Genomic DNA, 16,570 nt, shown 5'->3' on the forward strand with positions numbered 1-16,570 from the left:
GCGCCCGGGGTCATCCGATCAGCTCATCCGCAGCGCGAGGAAGAAGTCGAGCTTGTCCTCCAGGCGGGACAGGTCACGGCCGGTGAGCTGCTCGATCCGTCCCACGCGGTACCGCAGCGTGTTCACGTGCAGGTGCAGCCGGGTCGCACAGCGCGTCCAGGAGCCGTCGCAGTCCAGGAAGGCCTCCAGGGTCGGGATCAGCTCCGCGCGGTGCCGGCGGTCGTAGTCACGCAGCGGGTCCAGCAGCCGGGCCGTGAACGCGCGCCGGACGTCGTCCGGGACGAACGGCAGCAGCAGCACGTGCGAGGCCAGCTCGTGGTGGCCGGCCGCGCAGACCCGGCCCGGACGGGCCGCGGCCACCCGGCGGGCGTGCCGCGCCTCCTCCAGCGCCCCGCGCAGGCCCTCCGCGGAGTGCACGGCGGCGCTGACCCCGAGGGTGAGCCGCCCGTCGTCGGCGAGACCCGCCGACAGCGGAGCGCGTACGGCCGCGAGCAGGGCGTCCGCGTGCAGGCCCAGCGCCGTCGCCGGAGCCTCGTCCTCGCTGTCCGGCAGCGGGCCCGCGGCCAGCGGCACCAGCGCGATGGCCTCGTCGCCGGTGTGCGCGACGGCGATCCGGTCGGCGGACTCGGCGCCGATGGTCCCCGGGTCGACGAGGATCTCCTCCAGGAGCGCCTGGGCGACCGGCCCGGCGTCCAGGGCCGTGCCCTGACCGGCCTCCTGCTCCCACTCGACCCTGGCGACGACCACCTGCCAGTGCGGGGCCGTACCGAGCCCGGGCAGCAGCACCGGGGCGGCCACCCGCAGCCTGGCCGCGATCTCGGCGGGCGCGGCGCCCGTCTGCACCAGTTCCAGGACCTCCTGCGCGAGCCGGCGCCGGACCGTGCGGGCCGCGTCGCGCCGGTCCCGCTCGACGGCGATCAGCTGGGTGACGCCCTGGAGCAGGTCGAGCCGGGCGGCCGGCCAGTCCCCGGCGTCCGCCTCGACGGCCAGCAGCCAGTCCGAGAGGACCGTCTCGCGCACGTCGCGGGACGCGGGGGCGGCGCCCCGGCCGGTGTTGCGGATCGGGAACAGCGAGTACGCCGTTCCGCCGGTGCTGAGCCGGTGCGGACCGCGCCGGCCGGTCCGGGTGGCGGCGAGGTGCTCACCGGCCAGCGTGGCGGCGAGCGGGGCCGGGAGGGGCTCGCCCGCGCCCGCGATCTGGCGGCCGGTGGGGGACAGGACCCAGGCCCGCAGGTCCAGGTCGGAGCCGAGCAGGTCCAGGACCACCTCGGGCCCGCCGCCTGCGGGCCCCGAGGTCATGAGCCGCCGGTGCCGGTCGACGACGGCCGCCAGGTCGCCGGCCCGCTCGCCGGAGACCTGTCGAACAACGTGTTCGGTGATCGTCGCGAATGCAACGGTCTCGTTCACCGCGAAGAGCGGCAGACGATGGCGTGAACACGCCTCTACGAGATCGTCGGGAATGTCGCCGAGCTCCGCCTCGCCCGCCGCCAGCGCGGCGACCCCGGCCGAGGCCAGGATCCGGACGAAAGGCTCGGCGTCGGCCGGCTCCCGCAACCAGGCGAGCCCGGTGAGCACCAGCTCGCCGCCGGACAGGTACCGGCTGGGGTCCTTCAGATCCGTGGTCATCACGCCGCGGACGGTGCGGTCCAGCTCGTCGTCGCCACCGAGCAGGCGCAGCCCGAGCGCGTCGTGTTCCAGCAGTGCGCGCAGCCGCATCGTGTCGCCGCCGTTCCTTCGTCAGTGGGTGGTGGAGGTGTCGCGTTGTCGACGGTGGCGTGGTGCCACCGTTTCCGGGGGAAAACAGCGAGGTGACTGTTCCCCGCCTTTCGTTCGAATCTACAAGACGACGGCGGGACCCAGCCAACTCCTTCATGTTTTCGGTGACTGCACCGGGCGATCGTGGGCTTGTGTACTAGGCCACACACCGCGTGAACAGCACATGAACGTGAAGTCGAGGACCGGCCGTCCCCCCGGAACCCTGCGCACGACCCCCGATCACCAGAATCACTAGAAGAGAGCCACCATGGACTTCCTTCGCCCCGCCAGCTGGGAGGAGGCGCTCGCCGCCAAGGCAGAGCACCCCACGGCCGTGCCCCTTTCGGGTGGCACGGACGTCATGGTCGAGATCAACTTCGACCACCGGCGGCCCGAGTACCTCCTGGACCTGAACCGCATCGAGCTGCTGCGCGAGTGGGAGGTGGGCGAGGAGAACGTCCGCCTCGGCGCCGCCGTTCCGTACACCCAGATCATGGAGAACCTGCGGGCCGAGCTGCCGGGCCTGGCGCTCGCCTCGCACACCGTCGCCTCCCCGCAGATCCGCAACCGCGGCGGCGTCGGGGGCAACCTCGGCACCGCCTCGCCCGCCGGTGACGCCCACCCGGCCCTGCTCGCCGCGGGCGCCGAGGTCGAGGTCGAGTCGGTGCGCGGCAGCCGCTTCATCCCGATCGACGAGTTCTACACGGGCGTGAAGCGCAACGCGCTGCAGCCCGACGAGCTCATCAAGACCGTCCACATCAAGAAGGCGGACGGCCCCCAGCAGTACTCCAAGGTCGGAACCCGCAACGCGATGGTCATCGCCGTCTGCGCCTTCGGCCTGGCCCTGCACCCGGAGACCCGGACCGTGCGCACCGGCATCGGCTCGGCCGCGCCCACCCCGATCCGCGCCAAGGAGGCCGAGGCCTTCCTGAACGCCGCGCTGGAAGAGGGCGGCTTCTGGGACAACGGCAAGATCATCACCCCGTCGATCGCGAAGCAGTTCGCCGACCTCTGCTCGGGCGCCGCCAACCCGATCGACGATGTCCGAGGCACCGCCAAGTACCGCCGCCACGCCGTCGGCATCATGGCCCGCCGCCAGCTCGGCTGGACCTGGGAGCAGTACCGCGGCACCGGCCGCCCGCTTGAGGGAGCTGCATAAACATGCGCGTCAATTTCACGGTCAACGGACGTCCGCAGGAAGCCGACGACGTCTGGGAGGGCGAGTCGCTCCTCTACGTCCTGCGTGAGCGGATGGGGCTCCCGGGCTCCAAGAACGCCTGCGAGCAGGGCGAGTGCGGTTCCTGCACGGTCCGCCTCGACGGGGTGCCGGTCTGTTCGTGTCTGGTCGCCGCCGGTCAGGTCGAGGGCCGCGAGGTCGTCACCGTCGAGGGTCTGGCGGACTACTCCCAGCACCGCGAGGACGCCCACCCGGGCGGTGCCTGCGGCACCGGCGGCTGCGGCACCAGCCTCGACTCCGCGAAGAAGTGGCAGGCCAAGCCGGCCGACTCGCAGACCGGTGAGGGCGTGCGGCTCTCCCCGATCCAGCAGGCGTTCATCGACGCGGGCGCCGTCCAGTGCGGCTTCTGCACCCCGGGTCTCCTGGTCGCGGCCGACGAGCTCCTGGAGCGCCAGAGCGACCCGTCCGACCAGGACATCCGTGAGGCCCTCTCCGGCAACCTCTGCCGGTGCACGGGCTACGAGAAGATCCTCGACGCGGTCCGCCTCGCGGCCGCCCGTCAGGGAGAGGCGGTCTGACGATGGCCCAGAACACGCGCACCGCTCCGGCGGGCACCCCCACCAACGTCACCCAGAACCACACCAAGGGCGGCATCGGCGAGTCCACGCTCCGCCCCGACGGCACCCTCAAGGTCACCGGCGAGTTCGCGTACTCCTCGGACATGTGGCACGAGGACATGCTGTGGGGCCAGACGCTCCGCTCCACCGTCGCGCACGCCGAGATCGTCTCCATCGACATCTCCGAGGCCCTCGCGATGGCCGGCGTGTACGCCGTCCTCACGTACGACGACCTGCCGGCCGAGATGAAGAACTACGGTCTGGAGATCCAGGACACCCCCGTCCTGGCCAACGGCCGGGTACGCCACCACGGCGAGCCGGTGGCCCTGGTCGCCGCCGACCACCCGGAGACCGCGCGCCGCGCGGCCGCCAAGATCAAGATCGACTACCGGGAGCTGCCGCTCGTCACCGACGAGGCGTCCGCCCTCGCCGAGGACGCGCCGCTGATCCACGAGGGCCGCGACGACCACCACTCCGGTCACGTCCCGCACCCGAACATCGTGCACCGCCAGCCGATCATCCGCGGCAACGCGGACGAGGCCGCCAAGAAGGCCGACGTCATCGTCACCGGCGAGTACACCTTCGGCATGCAGGACCAGGCCTTCCTCGGCCCGGAGTCCGGCCTCGCCGTGCCCTCCGAGGACGGCGGTGTCGACCTCTACGTCGCCACCCAGTGGCTGCACTCGGACCTCCAGCAGATCGCCCCCGTCCTCGGCCTGCCCGAGGAGAAGGTGCGCATGACGCTCTCCGGCGTCGGCGGTGCCTTCGGCGGTCGCGAGGACATCTCGATGCAGATCCACGCCTGCCTGCTGGCGCTGCGCACCGGCAAGCCGGTCAAGATCGTCTACAACCGCTTCGAGTCCTTCTTCGGCCACGTGCACCGTCACCCGGCGAAGCTCTGGTACGAGCACGGGGCCACCAAGGACGGCAAGATCACGCACATGAAGTGCCGGATCGTGCTGGACGGCGGCGCCTACGCCTCGGCCTCCCCGGCCGTCGTCGGCAACGCCTCCTCCCTCTCGGTCGGCCCGTACGTCATCGACGACGTCGAGATCGAGGCCGTCGCGCTCTACACGAACAACCCGCCGTGCGGCGCGATGCGCGGCTTCGGCGCGGTCCAGGCGTGCTTCGCCTACGAGGCGCAGATGGACAAGCTCGCGGCGAAGCTGGGCATGGACCCGGTGGAGTTCCGCCAGCTGAACGCGATGGAGCAGGGCACGATCATGCCGACCGGCCAGGTCGTCGACTCGCCGGCCCCGGTCGCCGAGCTGCTCCGCCGGGTCAAGGCCCGCCCGATGCCGCCGGAGCAGCAGTGGCTCGCCGCCGGTGAGCAGGCGGACGTCCGCGCGCTGCCGGGCGGTCTGTCCAACACCACGCACGGCGAGGGCGTCGTCCGAGGCGTCGGCTACGCGGTCGGCATCAAGAACGTCGGCTTCTCCGAGGGCTTCGACGACTACTCGACCGCCCGGGTGCGACTCGAGGTCATCAACGGCGAGCCCGTCGCCATGGTCCACACGGCCATGGCGGAGGTCGGCCAGGGCGGTGTCACCGTCCACGCGCAGATCGCCCGCACGGAGCTCGGCGTCACCCAGGTGACGATCCACCCGGCCGACACCCAGGTCGGTTCCGCCGGCTCGACGTCCGCCTCCCGGCAGACGTACATGACCGGTGGCGCGGTGAAGAACACCTGCGAGAAGGTGCGCGAGGCCGTTCTGGAGATCGGCCGCCGCAAGTTCGGCTCTTACCACCCGGCGTGGGCCACCGCCGAGCTCCTGCTGGAGAACGGCAAGGTCGTCACCGACGGCGGCGAGGTCCTGGCGGACCTGGCGGACGTCCTGGAAGGCGAGGCCGTCGACCAGGAGCACGAGTTCCGGCACCGCCCGACCGTCGCGTTCGACCTGGTCACCGGCCAGGGCGACGGCCACGTCCAGTACACCTTCGCCGCGCACCGCGCGGTCGTGGAGGTGGACACCGAGCTCGGCCTGGTCAAGGTCATCGAGCTCGCGACCGCCCAGGACGTCGGCAAGGCGCTCAACATGCTCTCCGTGGTCGGCCAGATCCAGGGTGGCACCACCCAGGGCCTGGGCGTCGCGGTGATGGAAGAGATCATCGTGGACCCGAAGACCGCGAAGGTGCGCAACCCCTCCTTCACGGACTACCTGATCCCGACGATCCTCGACACGCCGACCATCCCGGTCGACGTACTCGAACTGGCCGACCCCAACGCGCCGTACGGCCTGCGGGGGCTCGGCGAGGCCCCGACCCTGTCGTCCACCCCGGCCGTCCTCGCGGCGATCCGGAACGCGACGGGCCTGGAGCTCAACAAGACGCCGGTCCGCCCCGAGGCGCTCACCGGCACCCTCTAGGACTCTCCGGGCGGTGCGTGCCTCCCAGGAACGTCACACTTCCCAGCCCGCGCCGCCCGGAGCGACCCCCAGCAGGACCCGCTCCACCAGCAGGACCAGCAGGACCAGCAGTACCGATACACCCCCGTTCGTCTCGGGCCGTCCCCCGGGTCGTGCAGCCCACGCAGCATCCCAAATCCCGCAACTTCAGCAGATACGAAGTCCTTCGAAGTCTGACGCGGGTGCCCCTTTGAACCTTGGGAGTAGGCCCCATGACCCAGTCGTCTGTGGAGCCCAAGACCGCTTCGGAGGACGCGGGCTCCGGCTCGAACGTCCCCGCCGGCCGTTCTTGGCTCGACCGGTACTTTCACATCTCGGAGAGAGGATCCACCGTCGCGACGGAGATCCGCGGCGGCGTCACCACCTTCATGGCGATGGCGTACATTCTCCTGCTCAACCCCCTGATCCTCGGCGGCAAGGACGTGGACGGCAACGTCCTCAGCCAGCCCGCCCTCATCACCGCGACCGCGCTCGCCGCCGCCGTGACCACCCTGCTCATGGGCTTCTGGGGCAAGGTCCCGCTCGCCCTCGCAGCCGGTCTCAGCGTCTCCGGCGTGCTGTCCTCGCAGGTCATCGCCGTCATGACCTGGCCGCAGGCCATGGCCATGTGTGTGGCCTACGGTGTGGTAATCTGTCTCCTGGTGGTCACCGGCCTCCGCGAGATGATCATGAATGCGATCCCGTTGGCGATCAAGCACGCGATCACCATCGGCATCGGTCTCTTCATCGCGCTCATCGGCTTCGTCAAGGCGGGCTTCGTCCACGAGAACCCGTCGCCCGGCGGCGGCCCGGTCGTCCTCGGCCCGGCCGGTGAGCTGGCCGGCTGGCCCGTGCTCATCTTCGCCTTCACGCTGCTCCTGATCTTCGCGCTCCAGGCCCGCAACGTGCCCGGCGCCATCCTGATCGGCATCGTGGCGGGCACCGTCATCGCCGCCATCGTCAACGCCGTCGGCGACCTGCCGGCCAAGGCCTGGTTCTCCGGCCCGCCGGAGCTCAGCGGCAGCGCGGTCTCCACGCCCGACTTCTCGCTCATCGGCGAGGTGTCCTTCAGCGGCTGGGGCGACGTCGGCTACATCACGATCACCATGATCATCTTCACTCTGGTGCTCGCCGGCTTCTTCGACGCGATGGCCACCATCATCGGCGTCGGCTCCGAGGCCAAGCTCGCCGACTCCCAGGGCCGGATGCCCGGCCTCTCCAAGGCGCTGTTCATCGACGGTGCCGGCGGTGTCATCGGCGGCGGCGTCGGCGGCTCCGGCCAGACGGTCTTCGTCGAGTCGGCGACCGGCGTCGGCGAGGGAGCCCGCACGGGTCTCTCCTCGGTCGTCACCGGCGCGTTCTTCGCGGCCTGCCTCTTCTTCACCCCGATCACCGCGATCGTGCCGGCCGAGGTGGCCTCCGCCGCCCTGGTCGTCATCGGCGCGATGATGATGCAGAACGCCAAGCACGTCGACTGGAGCGACCGCTCCGTCGCGATCCCGGTGTTCCTCACCGTGGTCCTGATGCCCTTCACGTACACCATCACCACGGGTGTCGCGGCCGGCGTCATCTCCTACGCCGTGATCAAGACGGCGCAGGGCAAGGCACGCGAAGTGGGCGCCTTCATGTGGGGCCTGACCGCGATCTTCATCGTGTTCTTCGCGATCCATCCGATCGAGAGCTGGCTGGGCGTCAGCTGACGCCCTACCGCCGCCCTCCACACACAGACATCGAGGAGTTCGAGATGCTGGACATCGCCGAAGAGCTGCACCGGTGGGTCGAGCAGGGACGCGAGTTCGCCGTCGCCACGGTCGTGGCGGTCGGCGGGAGCGCGCCCCGGCAGCCGGGTGCCGCACTCGCCGTCGACAGTGACGGCACGGCGATCGGCTCGGTCTCCGGCGGGTGTGTGGAGGGCGCGGTCTACGACCTCTGCCAGCAGGCCCTCGAAGACGGCAGGACCGTCGTCGAGCGCTTCGGCTACAGCGACGAGGACGCCTTCGCGGTCGGTCTGACCTGCGGCGGCATCATCGACATCCTCGTCACACCGATCCGCGGCGGGGTCGTCCCCGCCGCGCTCGCCGCCGCCGCCACGGGGGAGGCGGCGGCCCTGGCCCGGATCGTCACCGGCCCCGAGGACCTGATGGGCCGGGCGATCCTCGTCCGCCCCGACGGCTCGTACGAAGGCGGCCTCGGCGGCCACCCCGAACTGGACCGCACGGCGGCCGGCGAGGCCGGCGCGATGCTCGACGCGGGACGCACCGGCACCGTGGAGATCGGCGAGGACGGCAGCCGCTGCGGACAGCCGCTGACCCTCCTCGTCGAGTCCTCGGTCCCGGCCCCCCGCATGATCGTCTTCGGTGCCATCGACTTCGCGGCCGCCCTCGTCAGGGTCGGCAAGTTCCTCGGCTACCACGTCACCGTGTGCGACGCGCGCCCCGTCTTCGCGACGCCGGCCCGCTTCCCCGAGGCCGACGAGATCGTCGCCGAATGGCCCCACCGCTACCTGGAGTCCACCGAGGTGGACGGCCGCACGGTCCTCTGCGTCCTCACCCACGACGCCAAGTTCGACGTGCCGCTGCTCCAGGCCGCCCTCAAGCTGCCCGTCGCCTACGTCGGCGCCATGGGCTCCCGCCGCACCCACGAGGACCGCAACGAGCGCCTCCGCGAGGTCGGCGTCACCGAACTCGAACTCGCCCGGCTGCGCTCGCCGATCGGCCTCGACCTCGGGGCGCGCACGCCCGAGGAGACGGCCCTGTCGATCGGCGCCGAGATCGTGGCCAACCGCCGGGGCGGCACAGGCCGCTCCCTCACCGGCGCCCACACCCCGATCCACCACGACACACCGGCCGAGCCCGCGCGGCGGATCGGCTCCGTGGCCTGACGGCCCGCGCCGTCACCGCGCCGCGCGCTCCCTGAGCGTCGACGCCCAGGCCGGCGGTTCCTCGGCGGTCCCGGTCTCGTCCCGCCGGCCGCCCCGGGCGAAGAAGTCCGCGAGCGGCAGGATCGCCGCCCCGACGGTGACCGCGTCCGGACCGAGCGTGCCCATCCCGATCTCGACCCGGGCCGCCGGGTAGGCGAGGGCGTACTGCAGCGCGTAGCCGGTGACGGTCTCCAGGAAGCGGGTGCCGAGCTGGAGGCCGGCCCAGCCGCCGACGAGGATCCGTTCGGGCTGGAAGAGGTTGACGAGGTCGGCGAAGCCGGCGCCGAGGTACTCGGCGGTCTCGGCCAGGACCGCGAGCGCCGTCGCGTCGGGCTCCGTCCCCGGCTCCGCCGGATACGCCGCGGCGAGCATCGCGGTCAGCGCCGTCTCCTCGTCCGCGCCCGCCGGCGGCACCCCGCCCGCCTCCCGCCACCGCTCGAGAAGCGCCTCCGCCCCGGCGTACGCCTCCAGGCAGCCCTGCGCCCCGCAGCGGCAGCGCCGCCCCCGCACGCGGACGGTCAGATGGCCCCACTCGATCGCCCGGCCCGGCCCCATCGGATCGGTGACCACGCACGCGCCGACACCCGAGCCGAAGAGGACCACCACCGCGCTGCGCGCCCCGCGCCCGGCGCCGAACCACATCTCGGCCTGCCCGAGGGTCTTGGCGCCGTTGTCGATCCAGTAGGGCACCGAGGCGGGCAGGTCGACGCTCTCCCGCAGCAGCCGTTCCAGCGGGACCGCGTCCCAGCCGATGGTCTGGCCGTGGACGACCGCGCCGTCCCCGGCGTCCCGGGCCACGATGCCGGGCACCCCGACGCCGACGCCGAGGAGCCGCTCCGCGGGCACGTCCGCGCTCCGCAGCACCTCCGCGATGCCCTCCCGGACGTGTCCGACGACGACCCCGACCTCGTACCGCTCGTGGGGGTTCGGGCCGTCGACGGCCAACGGGCGCTCGGTGCGTGCCAGTTCGGTCAGGGCGAGGTCGAACAGCTCGATCCTGACCCGGGTCTCGCCGACGTCGACGCCGATCATGCAGCCGCTGTCGGGGGAGATGCGCAGGAGCGTACGCGGGCGCCCGCCGGCCGAGTCGACGCTGCCCGCCTCCTCCACCAGGCCCTCCGCGACCAGCTCCGCGACCACGTTGCTGACGGAGCCCGAGCTGAGACCGGTCGCCGGGCCGAGCTGGTAGCGGCTCAGCGGCCCGTCGAAGTAGAGGCGCTGCAGGACGGCGGTGCGGTTCTCGCGTCGCAGGTCGCGCACGGTGCGGCCGTTCCGCTTGGTCACTCGGGCCCCCAGGTGGAAGAGTCTTCCACCGCAACATACCGCTGCGGGTGCCCCGGACGCGCTCTTCTCTTGAGGTTTAACTCATATCCTGAATTAAGCGGACTCCGGCTTCACAGTCTGAACGCGGGCGCCCGGCGGCCCGCCCCGCCCGGTTCAGGCCTTGCGCAGCCCGCTGAGGAGCAGCTCGGCCAGCTGCTCGTACGCCTCCGCGTCGGCCAGGCCGGTCGCCGAGGCGACCTGGCGGCGCTGGATGCGGACCATCACCGAGGAGATCACGTCGGCCGCGAAGGTCACGTGCACCTCGCGGAAGACCCCGGCCCGGACGCCCTCCTCGATGAGCTGCTGGACCCGCCCGGCCGCCGCGCGCGTGTTGCGCTCGTACACCTCCGCCGCCGGCTCGAAGGCCGCGACGTCGTCGAAGAACTGCGGGGAGACCGGCGCCAGCTCGGCCGAGACCGCCCGCAGATAGGCGGCCAGCCGCTCTGCGGGATCGGTCGCGGCCGCCAGGACCGCCTCGACCCGCGCGGTGGCACGCCGGAAGAAGTGCACCACGGCCGCCCGGACCAGCTGCTCCTTGCTGCCGGCCAGGCCGTACAGGGTCCGCTTCGAGCAGCGCAGCCGGGCGGCGAGGTCGTCGAGCGTCAGCCGGGCGAAACCCTCGCCGACGAGCAGGGCGACGAGCTCCTCGAAGAGGGCGGAGCGGCGCGCCGCTCCGCGGCCCGTCAGCTTGGGGCTGTCGGCGGCTGGGGTCTCGATCACCCGCCCAGTATTCCAGGCCGGCTCTCCACGGGGTTACGCCGACACCCTTCTGCGCTACGCTGAGCGGTACTGCAGTACCCGTCCCAGTACCACTTTGCGCGCCGCTGGAGTCGCCATGGATGTCGACCGCCTGCTTCCCACCCCCGAGGCAGCGGACCTCATCGCCCTCACCCGGGAGATCGCCGACAAGGAGCTCGCTCCCCGGGTCGACGAGCACGAGGCCGCCGAGAGGTACCCCGAGGGACTGTTCGCCACCCTCGGCGAGGCCGGGCTGCTCGGCCTGCCCTACCCCGAGGAGTACGGGGGCGGCGGCCAGCCGTACGAGGTCTACCTCCAGGTGCTGGAGGAACTCGCCGCGCGCTGGGCGGCCGTCGCCGTCGCCACCAGCGTCCACACCCTCGCCTGCCACCCGCTCCACACCTTCGGCACCGCCGCGCAGAAGGAGCGCTGGCTCCCCGAGATGCTGGCGGGCCGCACCATCGGCGGCTACAGCCTCTCGGAGCCGCAGGCCGGCTCCGACGCGGCCGCCCTCGCCTGCAAGGCAGAGCGGCAGGAGGACGGCAGCGGGTACCGGATCACCGGCACCAAGGCGTGGATCACCCACGGCGGCCGCGCCGACTTCTACGCGCTCTTCGCCCGGACGGCCCCCGGCAGCCACGGCATCTCCTGCTTCCTCGCCCCCGGCGCCACCGAGGGCCTCGGCTTCGGCGCGCCCGAGCGCAAGATGGGCCTCCAGGCCGTGCCCACCACCTCCGCCTACTGGGACGGCGCGCTGATCGACGCCGACCGGCTCGTCGGCGACGAGGGCCAGGGCCTCCAGATCGCCTTCAGCGCCCTCGACAGCGGCCGCCTCGGCATCGCCGCCTGCGCCACCGGCCTCGCCCAGGCCGCGCTCGACGCGGCCGTGGCGTACGCCAACGAGCGCACCACCTTCGGCCGCCGGATCATCGACCACCAGGGCCTCGGCTTCCTCCTCGCCGACATGGCCGCCGCCGTCGACGCGGCCCGCGCCACCTACCTGGACGCGGCCCGCCGCCGGGACCTCGGCCGCCCCTTCAGCCGCCAGGCCAGCGCGGCCAAGCTCATCGCCACGGACGCCGCGATGAAGGTCACCACCGACGCGGTCCAGGTCCTCGGCGGCTACGGCTACACCCGGGACTTCCCGGTCGAGCGCTACATGCGCGAGGCGAAGATCACCCAGATCTTCGAGGGCACCAACCAGATCCAGCGCCTCGTGATCAGCCGGGGGCTCGTCCAGCCGTGACGGCTCCGCCGGTCCGCCCGCGGCCGGCCGACCGGTTGACCCGCCCTGCCGTACCGGCCGGGTCCGCGGGCGCCCCAGCGGCCCCCGTCCGCCCTGCCGTTCGCCGTCCACCGACCCGTCGTCCACCGACCCGTCGTCCGCCGCCCACCGGGCCCGGCGCCGCTTCCGGGGACGCGGCCTGCGGTTCTATGGTGGGCGGCGCAGATCGCGCGGACCGCGCGGTCCTCCGCGGGCACGCGCCCGACCCGGCGGCCAACCCGGCGGCAGGGTCGCACCCGCACGACACGAACGAGGAGTTCCATGGACATCGCCGGCTCCGCCGCTCTCGTCACCGGTGCCGCCTCCGGTCTCGGCGCCGCCACCGCGGCGGCCCTCGCCGCCCGGGGCGCCACGGTCTACGGCCTCGATCTGGACAAGGCCGTGGCCGCCGCCGGACAGCAGCCCGAGGGCGTCCGGCTGCTCCCCGCGGACGTCACCGACGAGCAGCAGGTCCGCGGGGCCCTCGCGGCGGTCGAGGCCGACGGCGCCGAGCTGCGCCTCGCCGTCAACTGCGCCGGCATCGCGCCCTCGGCCCGCATCCTGGGCCGCAAGGGCCCGCACGACCTGGACCTGTTCAGGGCCGTCGTCGACGTGAACCTGATCGGCACGTTCAACGTGATGCGGCTGGCCGCCGAGGCCATCGCCCGGCACGAGCCCGACGAGCACGGCCAGCGCGGACTCGTCGTCAACACCGCCTCGATCGCCGCGTTCGAGGGCCAGGTCGGCCAGATCGCCTACGCGGCCTCCAAGGCGGGCGTCGCCGGCATGACCGTCACCGCCGCGCGCGACCTCGCACAGTTCGGCATCCGGGTCGTCACGGTCGCCCCCGGGATCGTCGACACCCCGATGATGGCGGGGTTCGGTGAGGACGTCCGGGCCGGTCTCGCCGCGAGCGTCACCTTCCCGCAGCGCCTCGCGCGGCCGGAGGAGTACGCCCGCCTGGTGACGATGGTCGCCGAGCACGACTACCTCAACGGCGAGACGATCCGCATGGACGGCGCCCTCCGGATGGCCGCCCGCTGACGCCTGTCCCGGCCTGCCGGGCCTCCGTACCCTCGCCAAAGCACTCGGTGCCGGTTCTCCCCGGCACCTAGTGCCGCGCGAAGGAGTCACGGGTGTTAGGTTCGGCCCATGGGAACAGCCGGATCAGCGTCGTCGAACACCACGAAGCCCGCGATGCGGGACTCCCTCATCGCCGCGGCCTTCCAGCTCTTCCTGGAGCGGGGCTACGAGCAGACCACCGTCGACGACATCGTGACCCTCGCCGGGGTCGGCCGGCGGTCCTTCTTCCGGTACTTCCCCTCGAAGGAGGACGTGGTCTTCCCCGACCACGAGCAGTGCCTCGCCGACATGACCCGCTTCCTCGCGGCGAGCGCCGACTCCGACGACCCGATGGTCCGGGTCTGCGGCGCGGCCCGGCTGGTCATGCGGATGTACGCCGAGAACCCGACCTTCTCCGTGCAGCGCTACCGGCTCACCCGCGAGGTGACCGGCCTGCGCACGTACGAGCTGTCGGTGGTCTGGCGCTACGAGAAGACCCTCGGCGACTACCTGCGCACCCGCTGGGCCGACCGCAGGGACGGCACCCTGCGCGCCAACGTGGCGGCGGCGGCCGTGGTGGCCGCCCACAACCACGCCCTGCGGCACTGGCTGCGCTCGGGCGGCGAGGGCGACCCGCTGGCCGAGGTGGACACCGCCCTGGAGTTCGTCCGCGGGACCTGGAGCCCGGACGCGGTGGTGGCCGCCCCCGCCGAGGAGGCCGAGGACGTCGTCGTGGTGATCACCAAGCGCTCCACCCCCATGTGGCGCGTGGTGCGTGAGGTGGAGTCGAGCCTCGGCGAGGGCTGATCGCGACGCCGGGGGTTCGCGGTATCTCCGATTAGGGGAACTCAGGTCTTTATTTGATGGCACTCAGTGCCATATCTTTGCTCCATGCACGGTCGAGCCGCCGAGTGCGAGGAGAAGGCATCGTGTTCCACACGGGACTGAGGAGCGGGACCGCCGTCCAGGCCGCCGAGGAGGCGGGCCCCGACGCCGAGCTCTACTTCCAGCGCTGCCGCTGGTGCCACACCACGACGTTCCAGCGACTGCTCTGTCCGACCTGCGGGTCGACCGATCTCACCCCCGAACTCAGCGAGGGCGAGGGCGTGATCTCCGTACGGCGCGGGGTGGCCGCGGCCGACGCCGACCTGTGGCCGGTCTACATGGCGGAGGGCTTCACCGTCCGCTGCCGGGTCGACGGGCCGCTGCACGCGGTGCGCCCCGGCGTCCGGGTCAAGGTCTCCTCGGGGGTCGGCGTGACCGGTCGCAGGCCGGTCGTCCGGCTCTGCGAGGAGGTCCCCCTCGACGGGTGGATCTGATCGCCGGACCCGGTGCGGGAGACGCGAAAGGGGTGGGTGGTGGCACAGAGTGCCACCACCCACCCCTTTCAGGTCACCGGGCGCGGACGGTTCAGCGGGCGCCGATCTCGTCCGTCAGCTGCGGCAGCACCTCGAAGAGGTCGCCGACCACGCCGTAGTCCACCAGGTCGAAGATCGGTGCCTCGGGGTCCTTGTTGACCGCGACGATCGTCTTCGACGTCTGCATGCCGGCCCGGTGCTGGATCGCACCGGAGATGCCCGCCGCGACGTACAGCTGCGGCGAGACCTGCTTGCCGGTCTGGCCGACCTGGTTGGAGTGCGGGTACCAGCCGGCGTCCACCGCGGCGCGGGAGGCGCCGACGGCCGCGCCGAGCGAGTCGGCCAGCTTCTCGACGACCGCGAAGCCCTCGGCCGCGCCGACACCGCGGCCGCCGGAGACCACGATCGCGGACTCGGTCAGCTCCGGGCGGCCGGTCGACACGCGCGGGGTGCGGGCCACGACCCTGGCGGCGTTGCCGGTGAAGGAGACCGTGACGTTCTCGACCGTGCCGGCGGCCGAAGAGGCCTCCGGGGCGGCGGAGTTCGGCTTGACCGTGATGACCGGCGCGCCGTGCGTGACCGTCGAGCGCACCTGGTACGAGGCGGCGAACACGGACTGCGTGGCGACCGGGCCGTTCTCGCCGGCCTCCAGCTCCACGGCGTCGGTGATCAGACCGGAGCCGAGGCGGAGCGCGACACGGGCCGCGATCTCCTTGCCCTCGCCGGAGGAGGTCACCAGGACGGCGGCCGCCCCCTTCTCCTTGGCGAGCTGGGTGAGCGCGTCGACCTTCGGCACGACGAGCTGCTCGGTGAACTCGGGGGCGTCCGCGACGTACACGGTCGCGGCGCCGTACTCGCCGGCGGTGGCGGCGATCGAGGCCGCGGCCTCGCCGGCGCCGAGCACGACCGCCGAGGGCTCGCCGATGCGGCGGGCCAGGGTCAGCAGTTCGAGGGCCGGCTTGCGGACCGCACCGTCGGCGTGGTCCACGAGAACCAGGATCTCAGCCATGATTCGTTGCTCCTGTGGGGTGTCAGGCTGACGGTGGGTCAGATGAACTTCTGGGTGGCGAGGAAGGCGGCGAGCTGCTTGCCGCCGTCGCCCTCGTCGGTGACGATCGTGCCCTTCGTGCGGGCGGGGCGCGCCGCCACGGCGTCGACCAGGGTCCACGCCCCGGCGAGACCGACCTCGTCGGCGTCGATGTCCAGGTCGTCCAGGTCCAGCTCCTGCACCGGCTTCTTCTTGGCCGCCATGATGCCCTTGAAGGAGGGGTAGCGGGCCTCGCCGGACTGGTCGGTCACCGAGACGATCGCGGGCAGCGGGGCCTCCAGGAGCTCGGTGGCGGCGTCGCCGTCGCGGCGGCCCTTCACCAGGCCGTCCTCGACGGAGAGCTCCGAGAGCAGGGTGACCTGCGGCAGGCTCAGCCGCTCGGCGAGCAGCGCCGGCAGCACGCCCATGGTGCCGTCGGTCGAGGCCATGCCGCAGACGACCAGGTCGAAGCCGGTCTTCTCCAGGGCCTTGGCGAGGATCGCCGAGGTGGCGATGACGTCGGAGCCGTGGATGTCTTCGTCGTTGACGTGGACGGCCTTGTCGGCGCCCATCGACAGCGCCTTGCGCAGCGCGTCCTTGGCGTCGTCCGGCCCGACCGTGACCACGGTGACCTCGGCGTCGTCGGACTCCTCCGAGATCTGCAGCGCCTGCTCGACGGCGTACTCGTCGAGTTCCGACAGCAGGCCGTCGACCTCGTCGCGGTCGACCGTCAGGTCGTCGGCGAAACCGCGGTCACCGGTCGCGTCGGGTACGTACTTCACACAGACAGCGATCCTCAGGGTCACGGCCTGGCTCCTTTCAAGCGTCAAGCGGTCGGGTGACGGTCGGTTACGGGAGGTTGCGGGCCATGACGATGCGCTGGACCTGGTTGGTGCCCTCGTAGATCTGGGTGATCTTGGCGTCGCGCATCATCCGCTCGACGGG

15 protein-coding genes are annotated in these 16,570 nt (G+C 72.3%); 9 read left to right on the forward strand and 6 right to left on the reverse strand.

Annotated features, from left to right (window positions below):
- Positions 1-18 precede the first annotated feature (18 nt).
- Positions 19-1,716: a PucR family transcriptional regulator gene (locus tag ACF09E_RS30565; protein WP_392208801.1), complete on the reverse strand. Its 1,698-nt coding sequence runs from the start codon at positions 1,714-1,716 to the stop codon at positions 19-21.
- A gap of 307 nt (positions 1,717-2,023) precedes the next feature.
- Between ACF09E_RS30565 and ACF09E_RS30570 the strand changes: the two genes are divergently transcribed.
- The 5 genes from ACF09E_RS30570 to ACF09E_RS30590 all read left to right on the forward strand — a co-directional run bounded on the left by ACF09E_RS30570 (position 2,024) and on the right by ACF09E_RS30590 (position 8,814).
- Positions 2,024-2,914 carry an FAD binding domain-containing protein gene (locus ACF09E_RS30570; RefSeq protein WP_392208803.1) on the forward strand — a complete coding sequence of 297 codons (891 nt, stop codon included), beginning with the start codon at positions 2,024-2,026 and terminating at the stop codon, positions 2,912-2,914.
- A gap of 2 nt (positions 2,915-2,916) precedes the next feature.
- Positions 2,917-3,510, forward strand: a complete 594-nt coding sequence (locus tag ACF09E_RS30575; RefSeq protein ID WP_148002846.1) for a (2Fe-2S)-binding protein — start codon at positions 2,917-2,919, stop codon at positions 3,508-3,510.
- A gap of 2 nt (positions 3,511-3,512) precedes the next feature.
- The gene (pucD, locus tag ACF09E_RS30580) at positions 3,513-5,915 is read left to right on the forward strand and encodes a xanthine dehydrogenase subunit D (protein WP_361857565.1); all 2,403 of its coding nucleotides are present in this window, start codon (positions 3,513-3,515) and stop codon (positions 5,913-5,915) included.
- A gap of 251 nt (positions 5,916-6,166) precedes the next feature.
- Complete coding sequence (locus ACF09E_RS30585; protein WP_148002844.1) at positions 6,167-7,633, forward strand: NCS2 family permease; 1,467 nt, start codon at positions 6,167-6,169, stop codon at positions 7,631-7,633.
- A 44-nt stretch (positions 7,634-7,677) separates the two neighbouring features.
- Positions 7,678-8,814: an XdhC family protein gene (locus ACF09E_RS30590; RefSeq protein WP_392208805.1), complete on the forward strand. Its 1,137-nt coding sequence runs from the start codon at positions 7,678-7,680 to the stop codon at positions 8,812-8,814.
- A 12-nt stretch (positions 8,815-8,826) separates the two neighbouring features.
- Here ACF09E_RS30590 and ACF09E_RS30595 read toward each other — a convergent pair whose 3' ends face one another.
- Positions 8,827-10,137: an ROK family protein gene (locus ACF09E_RS30595; RefSeq protein ID WP_392208807.1), complete on the reverse strand. Its 1,311-nt coding sequence runs from the start codon at positions 10,135-10,137 to the stop codon at positions 8,827-8,829.
- A 153-nt stretch (positions 10,138-10,290) separates the two neighbouring features.
- Positions 10,291-10,896, reverse strand: a complete 606-nt coding sequence (locus ACF09E_RS30600; RefSeq protein ID WP_388802848.1) for a TetR/AcrR family transcriptional regulator — start codon at positions 10,894-10,896, stop codon at positions 10,291-10,293.
- A gap of 115 nt (positions 10,897-11,011) precedes the next feature.
- Between ACF09E_RS30600 and ACF09E_RS30605 the strand changes: the two genes are divergently transcribed.
- From ACF09E_RS30605 to ACF09E_RS30620, 4 genes are all read left to right on the forward strand, one after another.
- A complete protein-coding gene (locus ACF09E_RS30605; RefSeq protein ID WP_392208808.1) occupies positions 11,012-12,160 on the forward strand; it encodes an acyl-CoA dehydrogenase family protein in 1,149 nt (382 codons plus the stop codon).
- 300 nt (positions 12,161-12,460) lie between these two features.
- Positions 12,461-13,222 (forward strand): SDR family NAD(P)-dependent oxidoreductase, encoded by a 762-nt coding sequence (locus tag ACF09E_RS30610; protein WP_392208809.1) that lies wholly within the window; start codon positions 12,461-12,463, stop codon positions 13,220-13,222.
- A gap of 108 nt (positions 13,223-13,330) precedes the next feature.
- Positions 13,331-14,047: a TetR family transcriptional regulator gene (locus tag ACF09E_RS30615; protein WP_392208810.1), complete on the forward strand. Its 717-nt coding sequence runs from the start codon at positions 13,331-13,333 to the stop codon at positions 14,045-14,047.
- 122 nt (positions 14,048-14,169) lie between these two features.
- Positions 14,170-14,559 (forward strand): zinc ribbon domain-containing protein, encoded by a 390-nt coding sequence (locus ACF09E_RS30620; protein ID WP_361860792.1) that lies wholly within the window; start codon positions 14,170-14,172, stop codon positions 14,557-14,559.
- Positions 14,560-14,650: 91 nt separating this feature from the next.
- On the opposite strand, the gene ACF09E_RS30625 is transcribed toward ACF09E_RS30620, so the two are convergent.
- The 3 genes from ACF09E_RS30625 to ACF09E_RS30635 all read right to left on the reverse strand — a co-directional run.
- Positions 14,651-15,607 carry an electron transfer flavoprotein subunit alpha/FixB family protein gene (locus tag ACF09E_RS30625; RefSeq protein WP_392208811.1) on the reverse strand — a complete coding sequence of 319 codons (957 nt, stop codon included), beginning with the start codon at positions 15,605-15,607 and terminating at the stop codon, positions 14,651-14,653.
- Between the two features lie 38 nt (positions 15,608-15,645).
- Positions 15,646-16,431, reverse strand: a complete 786-nt coding sequence (locus tag ACF09E_RS30630; protein ID WP_392208812.1) for an electron transfer flavoprotein subunit beta/FixA family protein — start codon at positions 16,429-16,431, stop codon at positions 15,646-15,648.
- Between the two features lie 43 nt (positions 16,432-16,474).
- On the reverse strand, positions 16,475-16,570 hold a 96-nt coding region (locus tag ACF09E_RS30635; protein ID WP_157849844.1), incomplete at its 5' end, for an acyl-CoA dehydrogenase family protein.

Source organism: Streptomyces sp. NPDC014891, assembly GCF_043081085.1.
GTDB lineage: Bacteria > Actinomycetota > Actinomycetes > Streptomycetales > Streptomycetaceae > Streptomyces.

What these genes read in the sequence shown, in the direction of transcription:
- ACF09E_RS30615 (WP_392208810.1), top strand. Translation starts at nt 13,331, where the DNA reads ATGGGAACAGCCGGATCAGCGTCGTCGAACACCACGAAGCCCGCGATG.
- ACF09E_RS30565 (WP_392208801.1), bottom strand. Translation starts at nt 1,716, where the DNA reads ATGCGGCTGCGCGCACTGCTGGAACACGACGCGCTCGGGCTGCGCCTG.
- pucD (WP_361857565.1), top strand. Translation starts at nt 3,513, where the DNA reads ATGGCCCAGAACACGCGCACCGCTCCGGCGGGCACCCCCACCAACGTC.
- ACF09E_RS30570 (WP_392208803.1), top strand. Translation starts at nt 2,024, where the DNA reads ATGGACTTCCTTCGCCCCGCCAGCTGGGAGGAGGCGCTCGCCGCCAAG.
- ACF09E_RS30590 (WP_392208805.1), top strand. Translation starts at nt 7,678, where the DNA reads ATGCTGGACATCGCCGAAGAGCTGCACCGGTGGGTCGAGCAGGGACGC.
- ACF09E_RS30605 (WP_392208808.1), top strand. Translation starts at nt 11,012, where the DNA reads ATGGATGTCGACCGCCTGCTTCCCACCCCCGAGGCAGCGGACCTCATC.
- ACF09E_RS30585 (WP_148002844.1), top strand. Translation starts at nt 6,167, where the DNA reads ATGACCCAGTCGTCTGTGGAGCCCAAGACCGCTTCGGAGGACGCGGGC.
- ACF09E_RS30575 (WP_148002846.1), top strand. Translation starts at nt 2,917, where the DNA reads ATGCGCGTCAATTTCACGGTCAACGGACGTCCGCAGGAAGCCGACGAC.
- ACF09E_RS30610 (WP_392208809.1), top strand. Translation starts at nt 12,461, where the DNA reads ATGGACATCGCCGGCTCCGCCGCTCTCGTCACCGGTGCCGCCTCCGGT.
- ACF09E_RS30625 (WP_392208811.1), bottom strand. Translation starts at nt 15,607, where the DNA reads ATGGCTGAGATCCTGGTTCTCGTGGACCACGCCGACGGTGCGGTCCGC.